Source organism: Arcobacter sp. F155 (assembly GCF_004116455.1).
In the GTDB taxonomy this organism is placed as follows: Bacteria; Campylobacterota; Campylobacteria; order Campylobacterales; family Arcobacteraceae; genus Halarcobacter.
In genome coordinates, this window is the sequence record NZ_PDJU01000001.1 from 1 (window position 1) to 26,135 (window position 26,135).

The following is a 26,135-nucleotide window of genomic DNA, read 5'->3' on the forward strand; positions in this document are numbered from 1 at the left end:
CAAGCTCTGTCAATAGCTAATTGCTCAGCTTTGTCAGCAAATTCACATCCACCATAATATCTTTTATATGGATAACCCTCTGCATACTTGTTAGTAAATACAGAACCCATTGCTTCCATCACAGCAGGAGATGTGAAGTTCTCACTTGCAATCATCTCTAAGTGTGTTGTTTGTCTTTCTAGTTCTGCTTCTACGATATCAAAAATCTCTTTATCTGCTTGTTCTAGTCTTGCTTCTGTTATGTAGCTCATTTCAAGTCCTTCTTTAATATTTATTTTTCGTCTTCGTCTTCTTCTGCATGTAAATCAATTTCATGTTTGATTGGTTTCATAGCAGGGAATAATAATACATCTCTAATTGAGTGTTCATTTGTTAACATCATTACAAGTCTGTCAATACCAATACCTTGACCAGCACAAGGTGCCATACCATAAGATAATGCATTTACAAAGTCTTCATCCATTTCGTGTGCTTCGTCATCACCCGCATCTTTAGCTGCAATTTGACCTTCAAATCTTTGAAGTTGGTCTAATGGGTCATTAAGCTCAGAGAAGGCATTTGCAATCTCTTTTCCAGCAATAAATAACTCAAATCTATCAGTTAAATGAGGTTTCTCATCATTTCTTCTAGCTAGTGGTGAAATTTCAACTGGATATTCAGTAATAAATGTTGGGTTGATAAGTTTTTCTTCAACATACTCATCAAATAGTTCACCTTGTAATTGACCTAAATTCATAGCTTCATTTACTTCAAGGTTTTTCTCTTTCATAAATGCAATAATTTTATCTTTGTCTTCAGTAATATCAGCAGGAACTCCACCAATAGTAGTAAGTGATTCAATTAATGGAACTTCAGAGAACTTAGTAAAGTCAATTTCAACATCTCCATATGGAAGAGTCATTGGTAAATCTAAGTGCTCAAATAGATACTCAAAATACTCTTTTGTAATATCAATTAAATCTTTATATGTTTTATAAGCCCAATAGAACTCAATAGAAGTAAACTCAGGATTGTGAGTTGCATCCATACCTTCATTTCTAAAGTTTCTGTTGATTTCAAATACTGCTTCAAATCCACCAACAATTAATCTTTTTAAATATAACTCTGGTGCAATTCTTAAGAATCTATCAACACCTAATGCGTTATGGTGAGTAACAAAAGGTTTTGCATTTGCTCCACCTGGAATTGGGTGCATCATTGGAGTTTCAACCTCTAAGAAACCTTTATCTTCAAAGAATCTTCTAGTAAGAGAGATAACTTTTGATCTAATATGGAAAGTTTTTCTAACTTGAGAGTTCATGATTAAGTCTAAATATCTTTGTCTATATCTTAACTCTTTATCTTGGATACCATGGTATTTTTCTGGTAGTGGAGAAATAGATTTTGTTAAAATTGTTAAATCATGTACGTGTAGTGATAACTCACCTTTACCAGTAATAAATGGGTATCCTGTTACTTCAATGATATCTCCAACTTCAATGTTCTTTTTGAAAATATTGTTATAGAAACCTTCTGGTAGGTTATCTCTTGCTACATAAATTTGTAGAATTCCACTTTCGTCTTCAATTTTTAAGAAAGATGCTTTACCCATAAGTCTGAAGAACTTAATTCTTCCTGCAACTGTATAGTGTCTATTTTCATCTCTTTTATCTTCTTTTTGGAAAATATCTGTATTTACATTTAAATATTTACTAATAGTTGTATTTCTTGCACTATCATTTGCATATGGGTTTACCCCTAACTCTCTTAAAACATTAGCTTTTTCTATTCTTTGTTGTATATATTTATTTTCAAACAATATTAATTTCCTTTTTCCGTATTAGTTGTATTTTCTTCATTTGAAATTGAATTAACAATATTTTCTGTAGCTTCTTTAGTTGCTTTTTCAATCTCTTTGTTTACTGCTTCTTTTGTAGATTCAATTGTTTCATTAGTCGTTGTTTTTAACTCTTCAAAAGTTTTTTTTGCTTCTTCAGAGATATTTACTTTTTCACCATCTTCATTTGAAGGAAGTTTTTCTTCGATTTTTTTAGTAAAGTCTGCTGGGTCTAGTTTAATAATGAAATCACCAGTTTTTACAAGAAGAGGGAAAGTTATTGAAGTAGAAACTTTTTCATCTAAAAGGTTTCTAAATGACTCAATTTGATAAACAGCATAAGTAATTACTGAGAATATAAAGAATATTTTTGCACTACCAAATAAGAATCCTAAAATTCTATCAAAGATTCCAAGTCCACTTGCAGAGAAGATATTACTGATTATAATTCCAGCAACATAAAGAATAATCCAAAAACCAATAAGACCTACGATAAAACCAATAAGTTTATTAGTTGAACCATTTTCTAAGGCTAAGATAGGTGCAATAATACCACCAATATTTTCAGAAAGCCTAGATGCAACAAAAATACCACCTATTATTCCAACTAAACCAAAAACCTCTTTTATAAAGCCCTTCATAAGGCCTTTAAGACCTAATAAAACAGTAATACTTAAGATTATTATATCAAATGCAGTAAACTCTTGCATAAATATCCTTATATTTATAATATGGCGCAATTATATCTTAGTTTTTCTAAAATAAAAGTTTAAGAGATATTAATCTTTTTTTGCTAGAATTCTTTCTATTATGAACAATGTAAAAAGATATCCAACAAAAAAGATTTTCGTAGGTGATGTTGCTATTGGAGGAGATGCTCCAATATCAGTTCAATCTATGACATATAGTAAGACTTCCGATGTGGAAGCAACCGTAGAACAAATTAGAGCATTACACTTTGCAGGAGCAGACATCGTAAGAGTTGCAGTTCCTGACTTAAAAGCAGCAAATGCATTAAAAGCTATTAAAGAACAAACTTCTTTACCACTAGTTGCAGATATACATTTTAACTATAAATTAGCATTAATAGCAGCAGAAGTGGTAGACTGTATCAGACTTAATCCTGGAAATATAGGAGATAAAAAAAGGGTTACAGAGGTTGTAAAGGCTTGTCAACAAAGAAATCTTCCAATTAGAATTGGAGTAAACTGTGGTTCTTTAGAGTCACAATTTGAAGACAAATATGGCCAAACAGCACGTGGTATGGTAGAGAGTGCGGACTATAATATTAAGTATTTAGAGGATTTAGGTTTTGATGATATTAAAGTATCATTAAAAGCTAGTGATGTTCAAAGAACAGTTGAAGCATATAGAATGCTAAGACCTATGAATAATTATCCTTTCCACTTGGGTGTAACAGAAGCTGGAACACAGTTTCATTCAACTATAAAATCTTCAATTGCACTTGGAAGTTTACTTCTTGATGGTATTGGTGATACTTTAAGAGTGTCTATGACAGGTGAGCTTGAAAAAGAGATTGAAGTAGGGCGAGCAATACTTAAAGATGCAGGACTTGTACAAGAGGGCTTAAATATTATTTCATGTCCGACTTGTGGAAGAATTGAAGCTGATTTAGTAAGTGCTGTTGCAGAAGTTGAAGAGAAAACTAAGCATATTAAAACACCTTTAAATGTATCTGTTATGGGATGTGTTGTAAATGCTTTAGGTGAAGCAAAAGCTGCTGATGTTGCGATTGCATATGGAAAAGGAGTTGGGCTAATCATCAAAAAAGGTGAGACAATAGCAAAACTTCCAACAGACCAATTATTAGATAGATTTTTAAAAGAAGTAGAATTTGAAGCAAAGAAAGAGGGTAATAATTAGTGGATAGTGTATATAGTATAAATATTGAAAGAGCAGTTTTAAGTTCAGTTCTTTTTAATCCAGAGGAGTTAGAAGATATTTTAGGTGTTTTAAAACCTAAAGATTTCTATTTACCTGCACATCAAAAAATTTATGAAGTAATGTCAAAACTTCATGATGAGTCAATGCCAATTGATGAGGAGTTTATTAAAAAAAGAGTTGATTCTAAAGATGTTGATGATTCAATATTACTTGAAATACTTTCTGCTAACCCAATTACAAATACTTTAGCATATGTAAAAGAGATTAAAGATGGTTCTGTAAAAAGAGAACTAGCAACTCTTGCAACAACAATAAAAAAAGTTGCAATAGAAGATGAAGTAAGTGCAAATGATGCTTTAGACACAGTTCAAGGCGAACTTTATAAAATCTCTACAGATAGTGCAACTTCTGAGTTAAAAGAGATGGAAACTATTACTTCTGATACTCTTTCATACATAAAGAAAATGAAAGAGTTAGGAAATACTCACTTAACAGGGCAAACAACTGGATTTTATGATTTAGATAAAAGAACAACCGGATTTAATGAAGGTGACCTTGTAATTTTAGCTGCAAGACCTGCTATGGGTAAAACAGCACTTGTTTTAAATATGGCTTTAGCCAATGTTGAAGCAGGAAAAGGTGTTATCTTTTTCTCTCTGGAAATGCCAGCAGAACAACTTATGTTAAGGATGCTTGCTGCAAAAACTTCAATCCCTTTACAAAACCTAAGAAAAGGTGATATGGATGATAATCAATGGGCAAACTTAACGGGAGCCTTTGAAGATTTAAACCAGAAAAAACTTTTTGTTGATGATGGTGGTAGTATTAACATTAACCAGTTAAGAGCAAGGGTTAGAAAACTAGCTCAAAATGAAGATAATAAAATTTCAATGGTAATCATCGATTATCTTCAACTTATGCAAGGAACTGGAAATAAAGATAGACACCAAGAGGTTTCTGATATTTCAAGGGGACTTAAAATGCTTGCTAGGGAGATGAAAATTCCTGTTATTGCACTTTCTCAGTTAAACAGGGGACTTGAAAATAGACCTGATAAAAGACCAATGCTTTCTGACCTTAGGGAGTCTGGTGCTATTGAGCAAGATGCCGATATTATCATGTTTGTTTATAGGGATGATGTATATAGAGAAAGAGATGAAGCAAGAAAAGAGAAAGAAGCTAAAGACAAAGGTGAAGAGTATAAATCTACTTTTGTAAATAAGCCTGAAGAAGAAGCTGAGATTATTATTGGTAAACAAAGAAATGGTCCAATTGGTACTGTTAAACTTGATTTCCAAAAGCAATACACGAGATTTGTTGATAAAGAAAACTCTAATGATGCTCCTATTGAAGTAGTATTTGAATCTATTTCTGATACTGAAAAAGAAGCAAATATTGAGGTTCCTAATATTTTATAATATTTAAAGTTATTTATATTTAAGAAAGTACTTGCCATAATAATAAATCTTATTATAAGGTTTGATTATGAAAAAGGCTTTCTCCTTACTTGAACTTATTTTTGCAATTGTTGTAATAGGTATTATAGCTTCTTTTGCAGTTCCTAAATATATTGATACAAGAGATAGTGCTCTTGCTTCCACAATAAAAAGAGACTTAATTACTGTAATAACCTCCGTTCAAAGCTACTATTTAATAAACCAAGAAATTGAAAAAATCACTGATAGTGTAAGTGTAAACGAGTCAAATTGGCTAGTTGAAGATAAAAAAATGCTTTTTAATGACAAAAAAGAAGAGTGTCTAAGCTTAGAACTATCAGAGTCTAGTATAATTATTACAATTGAACCATCTAAAGGAAATGTTTGTAAAATATTAGAAGAGATGGGTGTAAAAAGTGAAACATTTGACTTAATATAAGGTTGCTGATGACAAAAGCTGTTTTTTTGGATAGAGATGGAGTAGTAAATGTTGAGAAAAACTACTTATATAAAATAGAAGATTTTGAGTTTATTGATGGAATATTTGACTCTTTAAAGAAAGTACAAAACTTAGGCTATAAACTTTTTATAATAACAAATCAATCAGGAATAGGAAGAGGTTATTATACAAAAGAAGATTTTGAAAAACTAACTTCATGGATGTTACAAGAGTTCAGAAATAATGAAATTGTAATATCGCAAGTAGAACTATGTCCCCACGGTCCTAATGACAACTGTCTTTGCCGAAAACCTAAAACTGGTATGATTGATAAGATACTAGAAAATCACAATATCGATTTAGAAAACTCATGGCTTGTAGGAGATAAATCTTCTGATATAAAATGTGCTAAAAATGCAGGAATACTAAATACAATACAGGTTAAATCAGGTCATAAATTTAATGAAAATGAGTCACTTGCTAAGTATATTTGTGAAAGTATTAAGGATATAGATAAAATTATACAGACATAATATTTTTTTAGATAGAATAATTACACTTTGTAAAAAATAATGTTAGGATTTAATATGGTATTAACTCAAGAAGAGAAAAAAATAATAAATGATTCAATTAGAGATATCAAAGATTTCCCAAAAGAGGGGATTGTTTTTAAAGATATTACAACACTATTAAATAATAAAGAAGCATATCAAACTTTAATGAACCATTTAGAACAAAGGTACAAATCCTATGATTTAGATTATGTTGCAGGAATAGACTCAAGAGGGTTTATTTTTGGTGCAGCATTAGCGGATAGATTAAAAGTTGGTTTTGTTCCAGTTAGAAAAAAAGGAAAACTTCCTAGTACAACAGTTTGTGAAAAATATGAATTAGAGTATGGTTTTGACGAAGTTGAAATTCATCTTGATGCTTTTCCAAAGAAAAATGCAAGAGTATTAATGATTGATGATTTAATTGCAACAGGTGGAACAGCAAATGCAGCTGCCAAACTTATCAAACATGTTGATGCCGATTTAGTTGAAGTATGTTTTTTATTAAACTTAACATTTTTAGAGGGTGCAAAAAAAGTAGAAGAGCATGCACCAGTATATTCAATATTAGAAATTTAAAGAAGTGATATGAAAGAAAATAACATTTATATACCAAAGAAAAGTAAATTTGATCCAGATGAAAATGGACATTTTGGAGAGTTTGGAGGAAGATATGTCCCTGAAACTTTAATGCCTATTTTAAAAGAGCTAGAAGAAGAGTATAACAAATATAGATTTGATAAAGGTTTTTGGACTGAAGTCAATGACTTACTTAAAGATTATGTAGGAAGAGAAAACCCTTTATACTTAGCAAGAAATGTTAGTGAAGAAATAGGTGCAAAAGTATATCTAAAAAGAGAAGATTTAAATCATACAGGTGCACACAAAGTTAATAATGTAATTGCACAAGGACTTTTAGCAAAAAAACTAGGAAAAACAAAAGTAATTGCTGAAACAGGAGCAGGACAACATGGTGTTGCAACTGCAACTATTGCAGCTCTTTTAGGTTTAGATTGTACTGTTTTTATGGGTGCAAAAGATGTTGAGAGACAAGAGTTAAATGTATTTAGAATGAAACTTCTTGGTGCAAAAGTTATAGCTGTAGAGTCTGGAAGTAGAACACTTAAAGATGCGATGAATGATGCTATTAGATACTGGGTTACAAATGCAAGGGATACATTTTATATCATTGGAACTGTTGCTGGTCCACATCCTTATCCATTAATGGTTAGAGATTTCCAAGCAATTATTGGATATGAAGCTAGAAAACAGATTTTAGAAAAAGAAGGAAAACTTCCTGATTATGTATTAGCATGTATCGGTGGTGGATCAAATGCAATTGGAATGTTCTCACACTTCTTAGAAGATGAAGAAGTAACTTGTGTGGGAATTGAAGCAGGTGGTTTAGGACTAGATACAGATAAACATGGTTGTTCTCTAGAAAAAGGGAAACCAGGAATTTTACATGGACAGTGTTCATATCTTTTACAAGATGAAAATGGACAAGTTTTAGAAGCTCACTCTATAAGTGCAGGGCTTGATTATCCAGGAATTGGACCTGAACACTCTTTCCATAAAGATAATAAATCAGTTCAGTATGATTCGGTTACAGATGATGAAGCTATGGATGCTTTTGTATGGTTAAGTAGAAAAGAGGGAATTATTCCTGCTTTTGAATCTGCTCATGCAATTGCATATTTAAAGAAAGCAAAAGATAAGTTACAAGGTAAGACTGTGATTATTAGTCTTTCTGGTCGAGGTGATAAGGATATGGTTCAAGCTAAAGAAATTTTACACTTTGACTAAATAAGGCTAGGGATGAAAGAGTTTTTAAGAAATAATGCAGGAAAAATACTTTTTATAGTAGTAGCTTTATTTGTGGTTTTTTTAGGATATAGCCTTTATCAAGCACCTGTTGAAGGTATTGAAAATAGGTTTGTTTATCTTTTAAAAACATATGGATATATAATTTTATTTGCTTGGAGTATTTTAGAAGGTGAAGCTGGTCTTATTATGGCTGGTCTTTTATCTCATACTGGTGATATGAATATGTATATGGCAATTTTTATTGCAGGACTTGGTGGCTTTGTTGGTGACCAAATCTACTTTTATACTGGAAGATTTAATAAGTCTTATGTTCATAGAAAGTTCAAAGGTCAAAGAAGAAAATTTGCCTTAGCTCATATTTTATTACAAAAATATGGTTGGCCAATTATTTTTGTTCAAAGATATATGTATGGTATGAGAACAATTATTCCAATCTCAATTGGACTAACAAGATATAGTGCAAAGACTTTTGCTTTTATTAATCTTATTAGTGCTTGGTGTTGGGCAGCTATTACTATCGTTCCAACTTGGTACTTTGGTGAAGAGATTTTAATTGTTTTAAAATGGTTAAAAGAACACTGGTATTATGCTTTACCATTCGCATTATTAATTGGTGGAAGTATAGTTTATTATTTCCATGTAATGACAAAGAAAAAGGAGAAATAAATGGTATTAAATTTAATTGAAAAAAATATAAAAAAAGTAAATACTGATTTAGAAATTATAATTGTAGATTCTATTAAAAATTTAAAAGAAAAAGAGATTTTAGAAAATTTAGGTTTTGAAGCAAAAGATGAAGTATCAGTTTTACTTCCTGAATCAAGAAAGATTTTTGTTGGTTGTGAAGCTAATGATTATGACTCTTTAGCAATTGCAATTGCAACTGCTGTTAAAAAATTTAACTCAACAAAATTTACAAGTGCAAAAGTTAAAGCTGAAAAAGAGAGTTTAAAAGCTTTAGTTGAAGGTGCTGCTCTTGGTGCTTATAAATTTGATAAATATAAATCTGAAAAGAAAAAAGAGAAAGAAAAAGAGTTAAACTTTTGTATTGAAAAAGTTACAAAAACTATTAAAAATAGTTTTGAAGAGTCTTTAGAGATTGCAAAAGCTGTAAATAAAACAAGAGATATGGTAAATACTACACCAGATGATTTCTATCCAGATGTTATGGCAAAAGAAGCAAAAGATATCGCTAAGGAAACAAAATTAGAGTGTGTAATTCATGGTGAAAAGTATTTAGAAAAAAATGCAATGTTTGCAATGCTAAGTGTTGGTAGAGCGTCAAGACATGAATCTAAACTTATTCATTTATCATATAAACCATCAAATGCTAAGAAGAAAATAGTATTAGTTGGAAAAGGTTTAACGTATGATTCAGGTGGGCTATCTTTAAAACCAGCAGACTTTATGACAACTATGAAATCAGATAAAAGTGGTGGTTGTGCAGTTCTTGGAATAATGAGTGTTATTTCAAAACTACAACTTCCTTTTGAAGTTCATGGTATTGTTGGTGCTGTTGAAAATATGATTGGTGGAGATGCTTATAAACCTGATGATGTATTAAAAGCTAAAAATGGAACTACTATTGAAGTTAAAAATACAGATGCAGAAGGAAGACTAGTATTAGCTGATTGTTTATGTTATGCACAAGATGAGATTAAAAATATTGATTATCTTTTTGATTATGCAACATTAACTGGTGCTTGTGTAGTTGGAGTAGGTGAATATACTTCTGGTATCATGGGTAATAATAATCAATTAGCTCAAGAAGTTGTAAATAATGCTGAAAAAGCAGGTGAATATGCTACTGTTTTACACTTTAATAGATTTTTAAAGAAAACAATCAAATCTGAGGTTGCAGATATAAATAATATTGCAAACACTAGATATGGAGGTTCGATTACAGCGGGAATTTTCTTAGAAAAATTTATTTCAAAAGAAAATAAAGATAAATGGGTACACCATGATATCGCTGGACCTGCCTATGTCGAGAAGGCTTGGGGATATAATCCATTTGGTGGAAGTGGTGCAGGAGTTAGAATGACTCTTGAGTTTTTAAAGAATATTAAATAATGTTATAGTATATTTTCATTAGGAGAAAAAATGATAAATATTGAGAAAAAACCTAAAGTTTTAGTTATTGGTGACTTAATGATTGATTCATACCTTATGGGGTCTTGTGACAGAATAGCAACAGACGCTCCTATCCCTGTTGTTGATGTAACAAAAGAAGAATCAGTTTTAGGTGGTGCAGGTAATGTTATAAGAAACCTTGCTTCATTAGGTGCAAAAGTTAGTGTAATGTCTGTTGTTGGTGATGATGACAATGCAAAACTTTTAAAGCATCTTTTAGATGAAATTCAAACAAAATCTTTTTTGATTGAACAAAAAGGACGTAAAACATCTAAAAAAACTAGAATTGTCGCAGGTAACTCTCAAGTATTTAGATTTGACCATGAAAGTAAAAATAATATCTCTTTTGATAATGTAAAAAGTCTTTACTCTAAATTAGTTGAAAAAATAAAAGCATACGATGCAATTTTGTTAGCAGATTATGGAAAAGGTGTTTTAACTAAAGATTTTACTCAAAAAATTATTGCTTATGCAAATAAGAACAATGTTAAAACAATCGTTGATCCATATGGAAGTGATTATACAAAATACAAAGGTGCTACTTTAATTATTCCAAATAAAGAAGAAGCACAAGCTGTATCAAACATAGAAATCTCTAATGATGATAAGTTATTAGATGCTTTAAAAGCTATTCAAAAAGAGTTTGATACAGAACATGCAATTATAACTTTAGCAGAAGAGGGTATTGCAGTATTAAGAGAGAATAAATTATCAGTTATGCCAACTGTTCCATTAGAAGTATTTGATGTAACAGGTTCTGGTGATACTGTATTAGCATCAATTGGATTTTCACTAGGGTTAAACAACTCTATTTATGATTCAGTTGAGTTTGCAAACTTAGCTACAGGTGTAGTATTAAGAAAAACTGGAACAGCTACAGTTTCGATTGATGAAATTCAATCAGACCAAGTATATTTAGATAGAAAATTAATAGAAAAAAACTTAGCTTGTAAAGTAAAATAAAACTATATTAGGAAATGACATGGAAAATAGTTATTCAGTATTATATGCAGAGGATGATGAAAGCGTAAGAAAGAATTACGTTTTATATTTAGAGAAGTATTTCGATAAGATTTATGAAGCAAGTGATGGGCTAGAAGCTCTTAACTTATATAAAGATAAGAAGCCAAATATCTTACTTCTTGATATTACTATGCCACAATTAAATGGTTTAGAAGTTATTAGGAAGATTAGAGAAGTTGACCAAACTACGCCAATTATTGTTTTAAGTGCACACTCTCATAAAGAGTATCTTTTTGAGGCTATTAAATTAAATCTTGTGGATTATTTAATTAAGCCAATCAATAGAAATGAGTTTAAAGAAGTTATTGAAAACTCTTTTGAAAGATTAAAAAATGATACAGTAAATGATGAAGATAAAGTTGTAATTAACAATAAATGTTACTGGGATGCTAGGTCTAGAATTCTATTCTTTAAAGATAAGATTGTAGATTTAACTAAAAATGAGAGAATCTTATTTGAGTTATTATTAAATAAGAAAAATCAAATTGTAAAACCAGAAGAGATTTCTTCATATGTATGGAATACTGAAAATAATGTAAATGATGCTAGTATTAGAAACTTAGTTAAAAGATTAAGAAAAAAATTACCTGTAGATATTATTGATAGTATTTATGGTAGTGGTTATATTTTAAACTACTAATTAAACATCCTATATCTATAGAAATAGTCTCTTTTGATATAGGATAACTTTAAACTTTTTATTTATTAAATCAACAAAAGTAACGACGAAAGTAACGAAAGCTAAATATAATACTTGAATATAAGAAAAAGAGATACGTCTCTTCTTTATTCAAGGATAATATTATGAAACATCTACATGATTATAGCTCAAGATTTAGAATCCTAAAAGGTGGAAAGATAAGCTTAGTTGTTAGTGCTTTACTTGGAGCAACAACTCTTAGCTTTGCAGCTCCATCTGGTGGAGTAGTTACTTCAGGAAATGCTTCTATAAATCAAGTTAATAAAACTACCAACATCAATCAATCCACTTCCAAAGCCTCTATCAATTGGCAAAAGTTTGGTATAAAAGCTGATGAAGTTGTAAACTTCATTCAACCAGATAAAAACTCTATAACTTTAAATAGAGTAGTAGGAAATGAAAGAAGTATCATAGATGGTGCACTTAATGCCAATGGTCAAGTTTGGATACTTAATTCAAATGGAGTTTTATTTGGAAAGAATGCTTCTATTAATACAAGTGGGCTATTAGCTACTACTAAAGATATAAGTGACACTGATTTTCAAAGTGGAAACTATAGCTTTAGTGGAGATTCTACTGAGTCTATTATCAATCAAGGTACTATAAAGATAAAAGACAATGGTTATGTGATACTAGCCTCTAATGAAGTAAGAAACTCTGGAGAGATAGAAGCAGTAAAAGGAAGAGTACAATTAACAGGTGCAGATGAATATACAATAAATCTAAATGGTAATTCTTTAGTTGATCTTGTTGTAGATAAAGGTGTCTTAGATGCACTAGTTGAAAACTCTGGAACTATACTAGCTGATGGTGGAGAAGTTTATCTAACTACTCATGCAGTAGATGAACTTCTAAGAGGAGTTGTAAATAATACTGGAATCATAGAAGCTAATTCTTTAGATAGTATTTCAGGACATGTGGAACTCTTTGCTCATGGGGGAACTGCAAATATTGATGGAACTATAAAAGCTAAAGGTGGTTTTATAGAGACTTCAGGGACAGAGCTAAATGTAGCTTCTTCAACTTCTATAGAAGCTTCTACGTGGCTTTTAGATCCTGTTAATATGATAATAGAATCAAGTGGTGGAACTGACTTAAGTGGATCAAGTGTAAGTGCTACTGCTATTATAAATGCCCTATCTTCTGCGGATGTAGAACTTCAAGCAGATGAAGATATCACTGTAAATGAAAATATCACTTGGGGTGATGCTACAAAGCTTACACTAACAGCTGGTGATGAGATATATGTAAATGCAACTATAGAAAATACCAATAGTACTAATGGTGGAGTTTACTTTAATGCAGTTAATAGAAATGCAGCAATAAAATTTGATGCAACAACTGGAAAAGTAATCATCAATAATATCAATCAACTTCAATGGATAAGTCAAGCTTTAAATGGTAATTATGAGTTAGGCTCAAACATTGATGCGAGTATCACAAACACTTGGAATGGTGGAAGAGGCTTTAAACAAATAGGGGATAACTCTACAAATAATATTGATACAAGATTTACAGGAAGCTTTGATGGTAAGGGATTTGTTATAGATGGTTTGTATATCAATAGAGGTAGTGAAGATTACGTAGGATTGTTTGGTTATACCAGTGCTTATGGATCTAATAGTGCAAACATATTAAATCTAGGACTGATCAATGTAGATATTAACGGTGGTATTTCTGTTGGGGGGATAGTGGGTAAAAGTGATAATAACACTTCAATTTCAAACGCTTATGCCATAGGAGAAGTTATCGGCTATAGAATTGTTGGAGGATTAGTTGGGGATAGTAACTACCTAACCATCACAAACTCCTACTCTACAGGAGATGTTAGTGGAGAAAGTCATTCGATAGGAGGATTAATTGGATATGGTACACATACAACAATTTCTAACTCTTATGCTGCAGGAGAAGTTACAGGTATAAATAGTATTGGTGGGTTAATAGGAACTTCTGATACTAGTACAATAAATAATTCTTATGCTACAGGAACAGTAACTGGAACTGGTGTTCATGTTGGAGGGTTAGTTGGAAGTAGTTTAATTGATGGTGTGTTAAACATCAACAACTCATATTGGGATATAGACACCACAGGACAAACCAATGGTGTAGGAAATGCTTCATCAGCAGGAGCTTTAGGAATCTACAGCTCAACCAACACAATCAATGCTTTTAATGAAGCCACTTACGCAGGCTTTGATTTTAGTAATGATTGGATTATCTATGAGGGGCATACAAGACCACTTTTGAGAACTTTTATGACTGAGCTTACTGTAAAAGCAAATGATCATACAAGAACTTATGATGGTACTACTTATAGTGGAAATGGAGGTGTGACTTACTCAGATCCCTCTTATGATAGCTCTTTATTACAAGGATCTCTTAACTATACTTCAAATGATGATCTAAAAAATGCAGGAACTGCTACAGTTAACTTAGATGGTTTATACTCTTCACAACAAGGATATATTATAAGTTATGATACTGGTACTTTAACTACCAACAAAAAAGATATCACAGTAACAGGGAATTCAAATACTACCACTTATAATGGAACTGCACAAAATTCAAATGGCTTTACTGCAAGTGGTTTAGTCAGTGGAGAAACTATAGCTGTACTTGATGGAGTTACAGGAGATAGCGTAATTGGGACTAATGCAGGAACTTACAATACAAACCTAAGTGGTACAGATGAAAACTACAACATCACTTTTGTAGATGGTAGTTTAGTTATCAATAAAAGGGGTTTAACTTTAGAAGCTTCAAAAGACTATGATGGTACAGATGATCTTACAGGCTTTGTAACCCTTGGCAATCTTGTAGGAAGTGAAACACTAGAATATATTGGTGCAAAAGCAAATTCAAGTGATCCTGTAGCCAATAACTTCATAAAAGAGATCATTCTACAAGATGGAACAAACGGTGGATTAGCTAGTAACTATGAACTTCCTTCACTTTTAGCATATTCAGCGAATAATAGTGTTCAAATTGGAGATATTTCTGTTGAGCCAACTATGCCTGATTTAACTAGTGTTATAACCCCAATTGCTAATCAAACAGTATTAACAAATAAAGATATCGAAGCATTACTCAAAAGTGAAGTAGATATGCAAACTCTCTTCCAACAGCTAAATACAAATGAACTAGCTCTTATCCCCGGTGTTGTTTTACAAATGTTAAACGGTGGTATCAATATTCCCTTTGGAAATAAACAACAGTTTAGTTTAGACAATAGCAATAATCAAGATGATGAAAAAGAAGAAAAGTCAATTTAAAAGGAAAGAAAAAAATGAAAAAAACATCTATACTATTAGTAGCTGCAACATTAAGTTTAAATGCAGCTCCTATTCCAAACATAGGTAATCTCTTAAATGAAGCAAAACCACCAAAGATACAGAAGAAAAAAGAGATACTACCTCCTTTAGTGCAAGAGAGTGAAGAGTATAAAAGAACTTTAGAAGATGGAAAGAAAGTAAAGGTAAAAAAGTTTTTAATAACAGGAGCTATACAACTAAGCAATAAAGAACTAAAAAAGATAGTAAGACCATATGAACAAAAGATGCTTAGCTTTAAAGATATGAAAGATATCACAGAACTTATCACAAAAGCATATAAAGATAAAGGATACTTTATAGCAAGAGCATATATCCCTGTACAAAACCTTCAAAAACAAAATAAACTTTTAAAGATAGCAGTTATAGAAGGGGAATATGGAGATTTTGAACTACAAAATAACTCTTTAGTAAAAGATTCTGTTTTACAAGCTAAACTAGAGGGGATAAAGAAAAATAAGATCATCTCTACAGAGTCTCTTCAAAGAGGTTTGTTACTTATCAATGAGACTCCTGGAGTAAAAGTGATAAACTCCAAGATAAAACCAGGAAAAGATGTAGGGACAAGTAGCTTTGTGATAGGACTAGATAGAACAAAACCGTACAATGGATACATCATAGTTGATAATTATGGATCTCCTTATACAGGAGAATATAGAGCTATGGCAGGTTTAGATATAAACTCCCCTTTTAGAATTGGAGATAAACTTTCCATATCAGCACTTAGTTCAGATGATATAGGACTTTTAAATGGAAGAGTTGCGTATGAACTACCTTTAAATGGCAGTGGACTAAAGGGTTCAATAAGTTATGCAAAAACCACTTATGAACTAGGAGAAAGATATAAAACACTTGATGCTTTAGGAGATTCTGATAGTTTTAGTGCAAATATAAGCTATCCATATCTTTTATCTCCACAAGAGATATTGAACACCTATCTTCAAACTTCATACAACAAAATGAGCGATGAGATGCGAGCAGTTGATAGTGAACTCAAAAAAAGCACTTTAGTTGCAAAGCTTGGAATTGACTATATGAAAAGATCACTTATATTTGGGAAATACTCAGAATCTAAAATAGACACCTCTATTAGCTATGGAAGACTAAAGTTCAAAGAGGAACAAGACAGATTGAGTGATCAAGATAGTGCTAATACAAATGGAGATTTTTCAAAGTTAAATATCGATCTTGAAAACACTCTTATATTAAGTGAAAAATTCACTTGGAAAAATAAGTTACAACTTCAATATGCTTTAGGTGATAAAAACCTAGATGGCTCAGAAGATATGAGTCTTGGAGGGATAAACGGAGTAAAACTATATCCATCAGGAGAGGAAAGTGCAGAAAATGGTTATATCTATACTACTGAATTAACATATAATCTTCCTTCTTCTAGTGGAATCAACTCTAAAATAGGTCTTTTTTATGACAATGCTCGAGTATATATGAGCAAAAATATAACCAATGAAAAAAGTAGAACCTTACAAGATATAGGCTTGAGCTATTATGGTAGGTATGAAGATTTTTTTATTAATTCCCATCTAGCTTATAAGGTAGGTGCAGCAGATATATCTAGTGAGAATGACTATAACTCAAGATTTATGTTTCAGTTAGGGTATATTTTCTAATGAAATTCTCTGACTTTCTTTTTAGTCAGAGAATAGAAAACTTTATAGTTTCAAAAAGTATAATTTTAGACTTTTAAAATATAACCTTCTCCTTTTATAGTTTGTATTTCTAAATCAGGTATTTTTTTTCTTAGTCTAAAAAGTAGTTGTCTTCTATTCTCATCATAAGTCATACTATCATGCCATAAAACTAAATCTATATATTCATTTGATACTAAAGTATTTTTATTTTGTATTAATATATGCAAAAATTGTTCTTCTTTCTTTGTAAGTTTAACTTGTTTGCTATCTTTAAATAAAGCTTTGTTTTTTGAATCATAAATATAGTTATTTAAAGAAATAGGTTCAATTTTATCGCTTAATCCAAAGCGAAAAGAAGCAAGTTTTACCTCCCTTAAAAGATGACTATCTAAATAAGGTTTAACTATGTAACCTGTAAAATCTACAATAGAAGCCTCCTCAAGAGTTGAATCATCATGATATGAAGTTAAGAATATAACGGGAACATTAAAGTTTTTTTGAATTAGTTGAGCTGTTTGGATACCATTTAGTTCTCCTTTGATATTTATGTCTGCAATTATAAGGTCAATATCATTATGTAACATCACTTCAATTGCCTGTTCACTTTTACTTGCAATTGCAACAACATCATAACCTGCTAATTGTAGAGTTCTTTTCATCTTTTGAGCAGTCAACATCATATCTTCAATTATTAGTATCTTTATTTTTTTCATAAAATTATTTTATCCCTCTATCGTTATATTTATCGTTATAAGTTTATCAAATTATTCTTTTTATGTTAAACTTTAGAAAAAAGAGTGTTATGCGACTATTATTTTTCCTGTTTTTTTCTTTTTTAACTTTAAGTGCAACAATTGTAGTAGATAAAAAAGAGACTGTTAATTTATTAGAATATTCTAAAGTCTACCATGATGTTGAAAATAAAGAGACAATTTTAACTATCCTTGAAAAAGGGGATAAGTTTGAAACAACTAAAAAAGAAGCAATTGATTATTGTAATCTAACTCCTGAAGGAGTTTGGATAAAGTTTAATCTTCAAAACTCTACGAATAAAAATATAGATAAAATATTAAGAATAGATAATCTATCTACTGAAAGAGTTGATTTATATAAAGTAAAAAATAAAAAACTAATTTCACAAAAAACAACTGGAATTTATCATCTTAAAGAGTTTGATGGAACTATTGCTCTTAGTTTGCCTATATCAATAAATGCAAATAGTATAGAAAGTTATTATCTAAATGTTAAAAATGAAAAATTATCCTTGTGGTTTAAACCACAACTTTATGAACCAAAAGAGTTTTATAAGGAAGATACTCTAAAACAGATTATGTGGGCACTCTTTTTTGGAGGTATTTTTTCTTTAATTATTTATAATATCTTTTTATTTATCTTTACAAAAGATAAAATATTTTTATTCTATTTTTTATATCTAATTGCAACTCTGATGCAGAGTCAATTCTCAATAAATGCAAAATTTTATCTTTTCCCGATGGATAACCCTAATTTTGTAAAAAATGATTTTTATTTTAATGTTTTTTATGTAAATGTGTTAGTTAGTTTTACAATGACTCTTTTTATACGATACTTTTTGAATACAAAGCTTTACCCAAAAATTGATTTATCTTTAAAGCTATTAATTTTTATAATTCCAATCTATTTTATTTTACAAATTTTTGATATCTTTACTATTCCTCAAGTTGTATTATTCCAATTTTTTACACCATATTATTTCTTATGGATTGGGTTTTATGCTCTTTACAAGAAAAACCCACAAGCTAATTTTTTCTTATTAGGCTGGAGTTTTGCCTTGCTTGCTTGGCTATCCTTATTTTTCCAATATATGGGAATTCTTCCTGTTGAATATATATATGGATATACTTTTGAAACTCTTATTATGGCTGAAGTTATTCTTTTTGCTATTTCTTTAGCCTATAGAATAAAGAATTTGGAAAAGAAGAAAAATGATTTGACTGTTGAACTTTTAAAAAAAGAAAAAACTGAATCAAGGCGTTTAGAAAAAATCGTTAAAATTCGAACAAAAGAATTAAATAGCGAATTGAAACAAAATGAACTACTACTAAAAGAGTTGCATCATAGAGTAAAAAATAATATGCAGTTTATTACCTCTTTATATGCTTTAAAACTTAATGAAAATGCAGATAAAAAAATGGAAGAGAATTTGCATGATGTAGAGAGAAAAATTCATGCGATGAGTATTGTTCATCAAATGCTTTATAATCAAAAAAATCTTGAAAGTATAAATGCTAAAGAGTACTTTGAAAAAGTTATTGAAAATATAAAAAATGGTTTTGAATTAGAAAATATCTCTTTCAAATTAAATATAAATGCTATTCTTGATATTGAAGAAGCTATTTATTGTGGCTTAATAGTAAATGAACTAGTTACAAATGCAATTAAATATGCTTTTGATGGTAGAAAAGGTTGTATTTCTATTTATTTAAATAATTATAAAAAAGGAATTTTATTAGAAGTTTTGGATAACGGAAAAGGATTAATAAAATCAGATAAAATTACTTTTGGTCAAATGATGGTTGAGTCTTTAGCCACGGAACAATTAGAAGGTAATCTTAATATAAAAGTAGAGAATGGAACACATATTTCTCTCTATTTTAAGAATAAAATTAAAAAAAACATTAGTGAAAATAATGAGAAGTAAATAGAACACTTTATCTATTTCTTTGCCATAATTGTTTATAATCTATTTTTAAAATATATGAACTATATTTATTGATTCAATAAATAAAATATAAAATTTCGAAATGATAAAAGGAAATTAATGGGATTAGGTGTAGGTATAGTAGGGCTTCCAAACGTAGGTAAATCAACAACTTTTAATGCTTTAACAAAAGCACAAAATGCAGAGGCTCAAAATTATCCTTTCTGTACAATTGAACCAAATAAGGCAATCGTACCAGTACCAGATAAAAGATTAGACGAATTAGCAAAAATCGTTAACCCAGATAAAATCCAACACTCAACAATTGATTTTGTTGATATTGCTGGACTAGTTAGAGGGGCGAGTAAAGGTGAAGGTTTAGGAAACCAATTCTTATCAAATATTAGAGAAGTAGAAGTTATCTTACACATGGTTAGATGTTTTGATGATGGAAATATTACTCACGTAGAAGGTGATGTAAATCCTATTAGAGATATTGAAATTATTGAGACTGAACTTATTTATGCTGATATTACTCAGTGTGAAAAGAAAATTGAAAAACTAAAAAAACAATCTAAAGCTTCTAAAGAAGCCGCAGCTATGTTAGTTGTAGCAGAGGCATTATTAAAACACTTAGAAGATCTTCAGCCTGTTAAAACTTTTGAAGATATTGAAAATGATTTATTCCTTCAAATGGACAAAGAGTTAAGATTCTTATCAAATAAAGATGTAATCTATGGTGCAAACATGGATGAAGACTCTTTAATGGAAGGTACAAATGAGTATGTTGAAGCATTAAGAGCTCATGCAAATGAAGTAAATGCAGATGTAATTACTCTTTGTGCTAAAATTGAAGAAGAGCTAGTTGGAATGGATGATGATGAAGCAAAAGAACTTTTAACTGATTTAGGTGTTGCTGAATCTGGTTTAGAACAAATCATTCATAAAGCATTTGATAAGTTAGGTCTTCAATCATACTTCACTGCTGGAAAAGTAGAAGTTAGAGCTTGGACTATTAGAAAAAATACAAAAGCTCCTCAAGCAGCAGCTGTTATTCATAATGACTTTGAAAAAGGATTTATTAAAGCAGAAGTTATCTCTTATGAGGATTTCGTATCTTTAGGTGGAGAAGTTAAATGTAAAGAGGCTGGAAAGCTAAGACTTGAAGGAAAAGATTACGTTGTTCAAGATGGTGACGTAATGCATTTCAGATTTAACACTTAATTTGATATAATTGTGTTACATAAAATAACCTTTGGTTGCAGGAGAATAAAATGACTGATACTATAATTGAGAAGATTGAAGCACTACCACCACTTCCGAAAACAGTTTTAGATATTGAAGAGTTCAGACAAAAGAATGAAAAAGAGGCTTTTGAATTATTACAAATCATCGAAAAAGATGCTTTAATAATATCTACACTATTAAAAGTTTCAAACTCAGCAATGTTTGGATTTAGAAGTAAAGTTGAAACAGCTAGTAAAGCTATTAACCTTTTAGGAATTAACTTTACAATATCTATTGCAATTGGTGGTACAGTTCAAAATCTTTTAAAATCAAACTTATCAGCCTATGGAATAAATAGTGATGACTTTATGAGAGCATCAAACCTAGCAACTACATTAGCTTCTCTTTGGTTAAATAAAGTATCTTTTGACTTAAAAGAGGAGTTAGTTCTTCCTGCACTTTTACAAGAAGCTGGAAAGTTTGTTCTTGCAGATGTAATTGATAGTGAAGGGAAGACTGAAGAGTTTAAAAACCTTATTTCTACTGGTCATACAATTGCTCAAGCAGAAAGAGAGACTGTTGGTGTAACAACTTCTCAAATTACTGCAAAAATATTTAGACACTGGAAGTTAAGTGAAAATCTTATTTCTGTGATTGAAAATGTAGATGATATAGATAAGTGTGAACCAGCATGTAAATCTAAATCAGAAGTTTTAGATGTAATTAAAACAATTTGTAATGTAACTGACCCAATGAGTGTTGAAAACATCGAAAAAGGTATTGCAAAAGCAAATAGTTATGATTTAGATATAAAAAGTTTAAAACAAGCTATTGAAAAACTAGAAGATAGATTACTAGACGAGTAATCTTCTATAAACCTTGAAGTAGAATATTCCATAAATATTCTATTTCACTATCATTAAAAAGTATCAAGTTCTTATTTAAATATAACTCTTCCATCTTTTTTTTATCAAACTTTCTACTGTAACTACAAGTACTATGTGTAGGTACAAAACTTCTAACTAGAGAAAAGTTTTTAGTAATTTTTGATTCGCATAAAAAACATTCAAAGTCTGGATGAAGTCTTCCTTCATAATCTAAAAGTTCTAAATAGTTGTTACAAATAGCTCTTTTAGGATTTTGTTTAATCATTTCATGTACAAGTTTATCTAGAAGATTAAAATAAAAATCATCTATTGCTTCTACATCTTTTAAGTGAGGATGAAATAGTTTTATAAATCTTTGCCAGCAATAAAGTTTTTCTGTATCAAATATCCATTGAAAACCAAGTTGAATTACATCTTTAAGTCTTGGAATAGTACTTTTTATATTTGTTTCTAATTCAAAATCTATTTTGTATCCGATATTGATATTTGAATGTCTTGCTCCATAAAATCTATAACAAGTATAAACTTGACTCTCTGTTAATATAGTAACAATTAAGTCATCGTCTCTGACTTTTTTAATATCTATTATGTAACCTTGCATTCTCTTCTTTTAACTAAAATTGAAAAAAATTATATCAAACATAAAATAGATATTTGCTTCAAATAATTATTATGTTAAAATAAAACAAAATTTTTTAAAATTGAAAAGGGACTTTGATGGATTTTAATAATGTAAGTATTGCTAAAGAAGCAAATATCTTATTTGATGGAAACATTACTAGTAGAAGTATTACATTTGAAGATGGAAGTAAAAAGACTTTAGGAATTATGTTACCTGGTGAATATGAATTAAATACTGTAAATAAAGCAACTATTGATATTAATTCTGGAGTTGTTGAAGTTATGTTACCAGCAGAAGACTGGGTTGAATATGTAGCACCTGCAACTTTTAAGATTGCACAAAACTCTAAGTATAAATTAAAAGTAACTTCTTTAGTAGACTATTGTTGTTCTTTTGAAAGAGTATAATTAAAATAGAAAAGGTTTAGGCCTTTTCTACTTCTTCATCCCAAAGTATGGATACACCATACTCTAAATCAGGAATAACATACTTAAAATACTCTCCTGAACCACTTCTTCCATGTAGTCTTACTATTGTTTGCTCATCTTGAAGTAGTTTTTTCATTTCGTATTCTGAAAAGCTTCGTTTATTCCATCTTAAAAATGCATTTGAATATACTCTAAATCTACATGTTGAATCAGCTGTAAAAACATATTGTTCACTCTCATCATACTCTTTTTTAGCATTCTCACAAGAGTAAAGTTTAATATTTTTACCTTTTACATTTATTTTTTTTGATAAAACACTACCTTCACAATAAGGACACTTACCAAGTATCATTAAAAACCTTTTTTATTTGAATATTAACAAAAAAAACTATTAATAATAAAATACTTGGCAAAATGCAATATTAATCTTTGAATACTGAAAGAATAAGCTCTTTTAATTCACTTTTCATTTCATCATTCATATTCTTTTTATTTGTATAGATATAAAAAGGTACAGTATTTCTCATTGATTGTTTCAATCTTTTTCTAAGGGTTGAAATCTCATCTAGGTTTATTATATTTTCTCCATCATATAAAGAAAACTCTTTTTCTATACCTATTTTAAAAGAGACCGTTTGGTAAGTGAAGAATAACTCTTCTTCTTTTTCTTCCCATTTTTTAATAAATAAATCTAGTAAGTTTTGAAGTTTAGATAGTTTTTTAGGAGTGATATATCCAAAGCTTTCTCTAAACTGATATCTTTCAATAGTTGAAAAACCTAATACTTTATAAAACTCATTTAAATTTTTCCAAGGGCTTCTAAAGAACCTTTTTCCAAATAAAACCTCTTCAAAACAGTATTTATATTTCTTTTCCATATGAGTTAAAGACTCTTTATTTTTTAGTGAAAAATACTCATTTTTAAATAAAGAGATTAACCAGTTCTCATCTAATACAGAGATTATATCAAGGCGTTTATCACTATCTTTTTCTTTTTGAAAGTTCCAAAGCATAGAGATACAATTAAAGGGATTTTGTTCATTTTCTTTTTTATCAAAGCATTTTGATGATAGATATTGAACTACATTTTCAAGTAGGGCATCTGTTTTTGCAATACCATGATTATAAATAACCTTTTTATAGAGATTAAATCTCATCTCAAGCATATGCTCTATATCTATTAATCCCATATCAAAAAAGCTTAAGAAGTATGAATTATTCTCTTTTACAAGTACAGCTTGCTTTGTAATTCTAATATGATCTAAAGGACCTGTGATATAACCACTTGCTAGCATATCTCTATTTATATAATCAAGTCTATCTGCATCAACTGTTGAGTCTATTATTTTATGAATAGTAGAAAAATCAAAGCCTTTATAAACCTTGTCTTCAAGTATATAAATACATAATGTTTTGATAAGTTTTAATAACTCTTTTTCTTCATTATCTTTTATAAAATCAAAAATCTCAAACTCAAATAGAAGCTTCACAAGCTCTTTTCCAATAGCTTCATGTAAAACTAAAGTAGAGTTTCTTGTAATATTTTCATATAAAGAGATAAACTCTAACTCTTTTTCTTCAAGAGTCTCTTTTTTGATTAAGTCAGAGTATATTTTTTTTAGTGCATACTCAACTTGATGTGAAAAGGGTAAATGTCCTACATCATGCATAAGACCTGCTATTCTAATAGTTTGTAAAAGTATAGTATAAACAGCTCTATCTTTTTTATTTTTTGTAGGAATAGTAAACTCATATAAAGCTTTGTTGTCAAAGTAACTTAAATCATCAAGGTTGATATTTAACTTTTGTTCTTTAACAATTGCTTTTATAACTTTTTTTAAGTCTTTCAAAAACTGATTTTTTGTCTCTTTATTTGCATTTAGTAAAGAGTTTTTAAAAATAAATGAACTTAAATGCATAGTTCCTAAAGAGTGAATAAATCTTTTTGTTGTAATTGAAGGGTATGAAAAATAGGCTAAAGCATTTTGTGTAATAAACTGTAGCCTATTTAATATCTTTGTTTGTAAAATTTTATCTTCTAATTTTGTATATGGTATATGATTGTATATTGTATCATTAACTAATCTATTTTGTATTTTGTTTCCTTTCGAATATTCTTTCAGTAAACTCAGCAAATTTACCTCGAACAGCTTTTTCTAACTCTATTGCAAACATATTTATTTCATCGTGATGATGTCTTGTTTGTTTTAATAGTGTTGTTAGACCATTATTATATTTATTTAAATATAAATTATCTATTTGTCTATTTGAACCAATCACAATTGCCATGCAAGACTCATCTAGTCTACTTAAGATTAATTGTGTTGTTTTCTCAGAAGAGTTTTGCCACTCATCCATGATAACAACTGCACTAGAAAGAGTTCTTCCTCTAGCTTCCCCTGGCCAAAGTGTTTCAATACAATACTTTGAAGTAAGTTCTGAAATCTTTGATTCTATTGATTCTTTGTTTTCTCTACTTTCACTTTTTTTAAGATGCTTTTTTGCAATAAATTCTAAAGTATCTTGTAAAGCCATATTATAAATCCTAAATTTCTCATCATTTCCAGCTAAGTAACCTATATCTGCACCTCTATCAAGTGATTCAATAGAGTTTCTAACATAGACAATCTTATCATAATGCCCTAAATCAATTAGTCTCATAGCACTAACCATTGACATTAAAGTCTTACCAGAACCTGCTTTTGCATCAATCACAAGCAACTCAAACATATCTGAAAGAATAGCTTTCATAAATAATTTCTGTTTTAGGTTTACAGGTTTTACTTGCAATGATTTAAAATCAGCTTCGCTTAAAAGATTTATTCTCTCATTTATAATAATTCCATGACAAGAGTTTCCATCTTCACTTTCAAAGATATAACAGAAGTTTTCCTTCGAGTACTCTTCATCATACTCTTTTATATCAGCTTGGTCTAGTGAATTAAAAAGTGATGAATCAACTTTTATAGTTTTTATAAATTCAAAATCAGGAACTGTAGATTTATCATCATGTAATGTTTCAGATTTAATACCTTTAAATAGAGCAAAAGTTCTTGCATAAACATCTAGCGATAAAAAGATAGTTTGACTTCCTTTATAGTAGTCTTGAGCAATTGCAGCAACTTCTATAATTCTTTTATCATTACTTTCACTTAAGTGAGTTTGTTCTATTTCAGATTCATATTTATCTTTTGAGATTATATGTAAAGTAAGTTCATCGTTGAAAAGTTTTACAACTTTGAAACCTAGTTTGTAATCAACTTCCTTGATTTTCATTTTTGCTAAAAGTCTTGCAAACTCTCTAGAATAAAATCCAAGTTCATTAGTAAGCTTCTTTTTATCCTCAAGCTCTAATAATACAGTTTCAGGGATTACAATAGCATTTGTACTATTGTCAGATATTCTACTTAAGTTTTGAACATTTTGCAAAATAATATTTGTGTCTAATACATATACTTTATCTTTCATAAGATAATTATAGCA

General features: G+C 29.7%; 23 protein-coding genes and 1 pseudogene. 16 read left to right on the forward strand and 8 right to left on the reverse strand.

Features of this window, described 5'->3' with window-relative positions; translation table 11 throughout:
- From glyA to CRV03_RS00015, 3 genes and pseudogenes are all read right to left on the reverse strand, one after another.
- Nucleotides 1–251 (reverse strand): annotated as a pseudogene (glyA, locus tag CRV03_RS00005) (serine hydroxymethyltransferase); the annotation flags it as partial.
- A 20-nt stretch (nucleotides 252–271) separates the two neighbouring features.
- Nucleotides 272–1,798, reverse strand: coding sequence for a lysine--tRNA ligase (gene lysS / locus CRV03_RS00010; protein ID WP_375153729.1), 1,527 nt, complete (start codon nucleotides 1,796–1,798; stop codon nucleotides 272–274).
- A 2-nt stretch (nucleotides 1,799–1,800) separates the two neighbouring features.
- Nucleotides 1,801–2,526 carry a CvpA family protein gene (locus CRV03_RS00015; RefSeq protein ID WP_129083089.1) on the reverse strand — a complete coding sequence of 242 codons (726 nt, stop codon included), beginning with the start codon at nucleotides 2,524–2,526 and terminating at the stop codon, nucleotides 1,801–1,803.
- A 100-nt stretch (nucleotides 2,527–2,626) separates the two neighbouring features.
- On the opposite strand from CRV03_RS00015, the gene ispG reads away from it, so the two are divergent.
- The 12 genes from ispG to CRV03_RS00075 all read left to right on the forward strand — a co-directional run bounded on the left by ispG (nucleotide 2,627) and on the right by CRV03_RS00075 (nucleotide 16,787).
- Complete coding sequence (ispG, locus tag CRV03_RS00020; RefSeq protein WP_129083090.1) at nucleotides 2,627–3,700, forward strand: flavodoxin-dependent (E)-4-hydroxy-3-methylbut-2-enyl-diphosphate synthase; 1,074 nt, start codon at nucleotides 2,627–2,629, stop codon at nucleotides 3,698–3,700.
- Entirely contained in the window at nucleotides 3,700–5,139 is a 1,440-nt protein-coding gene (locus tag CRV03_RS00025; RefSeq protein WP_129083091.1) for a replicative DNA helicase, read from the forward strand. Before ispG ends, CRV03_RS00025 begins: the two co-directional genes overlap by 1 nt.
- A gap of 67 nt (nucleotides 5,140–5,206) precedes the next feature.
- Complete coding sequence (locus tag CRV03_RS00030) at nucleotides 5,207–5,596, forward strand: type II secretion system protein (RefSeq protein WP_129083092.1); 390 nt, start codon at nucleotides 5,207–5,209, stop codon at nucleotides 5,594–5,596.
- Between the two features lie 8 nt (nucleotides 5,597–5,604).
- Nucleotides 5,605–6,129 (forward strand): D-glycero-beta-D-manno-heptose 1,7-bisphosphate 7-phosphatase, encoded by a 525-nt coding sequence (gmhB, locus tag CRV03_RS00035; protein ID WP_129083093.1) that lies wholly within the window; start codon nucleotides 5,605–5,607, stop codon nucleotides 6,127–6,129.
- A 54-nt stretch (nucleotides 6,130–6,183) separates the two neighbouring features.
- On the forward strand, nucleotides 6,184–6,726 hold the full coding sequence (locus CRV03_RS00040; protein ID WP_129083094.1) for an adenine phosphoribosyltransferase: 543 nt from the start codon (nucleotides 6,184–6,186) through the stop codon (nucleotides 6,724–6,726).
- Nucleotides 6,727–6,735: 9 nt separating this feature from the next.
- Complete coding sequence (gene trpB / locus CRV03_RS00045) at nucleotides 6,736–7,953, forward strand: tryptophan synthase subunit beta (protein WP_258238952.1); 1,218 nt, start codon at nucleotides 6,736–6,738, stop codon at nucleotides 7,951–7,953.
- 12 nt (nucleotides 7,954–7,965) lie between these two features.
- Entirely contained in the window at nucleotides 7,966–8,640 is a 675-nt protein-coding gene (locus tag CRV03_RS00050; RefSeq protein ID WP_129083095.1) for a DedA family protein, read from the forward strand.
- Nucleotides 8,641–10,047 (forward strand): leucyl aminopeptidase, encoded by a 1,407-nt coding sequence (locus CRV03_RS00055; protein ID WP_129083096.1) that lies wholly within the window; start codon nucleotides 8,641–8,643, stop codon nucleotides 10,045–10,047.
- A gap of 30 nt (nucleotides 10,048–10,077) precedes the next feature.
- Nucleotides 10,078–11,070 (forward strand): D-glycero-beta-D-manno-heptose-7-phosphate kinase, encoded by a 993-nt coding sequence (rfaE1, locus tag CRV03_RS00060; RefSeq protein ID WP_129083097.1) that lies wholly within the window; start codon nucleotides 10,078–10,080, stop codon nucleotides 11,068–11,070.
- Nucleotides 11,071–11,089: 19 nt separating this feature from the next.
- The gene (locus CRV03_RS00065; protein WP_129083098.1) at nucleotides 11,090–11,770 is read left to right on the forward strand and encodes a response regulator transcription factor; all 681 of its coding nucleotides are present in this window, start codon (nucleotides 11,090–11,092) and stop codon (nucleotides 11,768–11,770) included.
- A gap of 164 nt (nucleotides 11,771–11,934) precedes the next feature.
- Nucleotides 11,935–15,102 carry a filamentous hemagglutinin N-terminal domain-containing protein gene (locus tag CRV03_RS00070; RefSeq protein WP_129083099.1) on the forward strand — a complete coding sequence of 1,056 codons (3,168 nt, stop codon included), beginning with the start codon at nucleotides 11,935–11,937 and terminating at the stop codon, nucleotides 15,100–15,102.
- 14 nt (nucleotides 15,103–15,116) lie between these two features.
- Nucleotides 15,117–16,787 (forward strand): ShlB/FhaC/HecB family hemolysin secretion/activation protein, encoded by a 1,671-nt coding sequence (locus CRV03_RS00075; protein ID WP_129083100.1) that lies wholly within the window; start codon nucleotides 15,117–15,119, stop codon nucleotides 16,785–16,787.
- Between the two features lie 65 nt (nucleotides 16,788–16,852).
- Here the strand turns inward: CRV03_RS00075 and CRV03_RS00080 are convergent, their stop codons facing one another.
- Nucleotides 16,853–17,521 carry a response regulator gene (locus tag CRV03_RS00080; protein WP_129083101.1) on the reverse strand — a complete coding sequence of 223 codons (669 nt, stop codon included), beginning with the start codon at nucleotides 17,519–17,521 and terminating at the stop codon, nucleotides 16,853–16,855.
- An 89-nt stretch (nucleotides 17,522–17,610) separates the two neighbouring features.
- Here CRV03_RS00080 and CRV03_RS00085 point away from each other — a divergent pair, with 89 nt between their 5' ends.
- The 3 genes from CRV03_RS00085 to CRV03_RS00095 all read left to right on the forward strand — a co-directional run bounded on the left by CRV03_RS00085 (nucleotide 17,611) and on the right by CRV03_RS00095 (nucleotide 21,581).
- On the forward strand, nucleotides 17,611–19,488 hold the full coding sequence (locus tag CRV03_RS00085) for a 7TM diverse intracellular signaling domain-containing protein (RefSeq protein ID WP_164968582.1): 1,878 nt from the start codon (nucleotides 17,611–17,613) through the stop codon (nucleotides 19,486–19,488).
- Between the two features lie 120 nt (nucleotides 19,489–19,608).
- Entirely contained in the window at nucleotides 19,609–20,712 is a 1,104-nt protein-coding gene (ychF, locus tag CRV03_RS00090; protein ID WP_129083103.1) for a redox-regulated ATPase YchF, read from the forward strand.
- Between the two features lie 50 nt (nucleotides 20,713–20,762).
- The gene (locus tag CRV03_RS00095; protein WP_129083104.1) at nucleotides 20,763–21,581 is read left to right on the forward strand and encodes an HDOD domain-containing protein; all 819 of its coding nucleotides are present in this window, start codon (nucleotides 20,763–20,765) and stop codon (nucleotides 21,579–21,581) included.
- A gap of 4 nt (nucleotides 21,582–21,585) precedes the next feature.
- Here the strand turns inward: CRV03_RS00095 and recO are convergent, their stop codons facing one another.
- Nucleotides 21,586–22,203 (reverse strand): recombination protein RecO, encoded by a 618-nt coding sequence (recO, locus tag CRV03_RS00100; RefSeq protein WP_129083105.1) that lies wholly within the window; start codon nucleotides 22,201–22,203, stop codon nucleotides 21,586–21,588.
- A 116-nt stretch (nucleotides 22,204–22,319) separates the two neighbouring features.
- On the opposite strand from recO, the gene CRV03_RS00105 reads away from it, so the two are divergent.
- Nucleotides 22,320–22,631 carry a pyrimidine/purine nucleoside phosphorylase gene (locus CRV03_RS00105; RefSeq protein WP_129083106.1) on the forward strand — a complete coding sequence of 104 codons (312 nt, stop codon included), beginning with the start codon at nucleotides 22,320–22,322 and terminating at the stop codon, nucleotides 22,629–22,631.
- A 16-nt stretch (nucleotides 22,632–22,647) separates the two neighbouring features.
- On the opposite strand, the gene CRV03_RS00110 is transcribed toward CRV03_RS00105, so the two are convergent.
- The 3 genes from CRV03_RS00110 to CRV03_RS00120 all read right to left on the reverse strand — a co-directional run bounded on the left by CRV03_RS00110 (nucleotide 22,648) and on the right by CRV03_RS00120 (nucleotide 26,120).
- Nucleotides 22,648–23,004: a hypothetical protein gene (locus tag CRV03_RS00110; protein ID WP_129083107.1), complete on the reverse strand. Its 357-nt coding sequence runs from the start codon at nucleotides 23,002–23,004 to the stop codon at nucleotides 22,648–22,650.
- 70 nt (nucleotides 23,005–23,074) lie between these two features.
- On the reverse strand, nucleotides 23,075–24,787 hold the full coding sequence (locus tag CRV03_RS00115) for an HD domain-containing protein (RefSeq protein ID WP_258238953.1): 1,713 nt from the start codon (nucleotides 24,785–24,787) through the stop codon (nucleotides 23,075–23,077).
- Nucleotides 24,738–26,120, reverse strand: a complete 1,383-nt coding sequence (locus tag CRV03_RS00120) for a PhoH family protein (protein ID WP_129083108.1) — start codon at nucleotides 26,118–26,120, stop codon at nucleotides 24,738–24,740. Before CRV03_RS00120 ends, CRV03_RS00115 begins: the two co-directional genes overlap by 50 nt.
- Nucleotides 26,121–26,135: the final 15 nt, after the last annotated feature.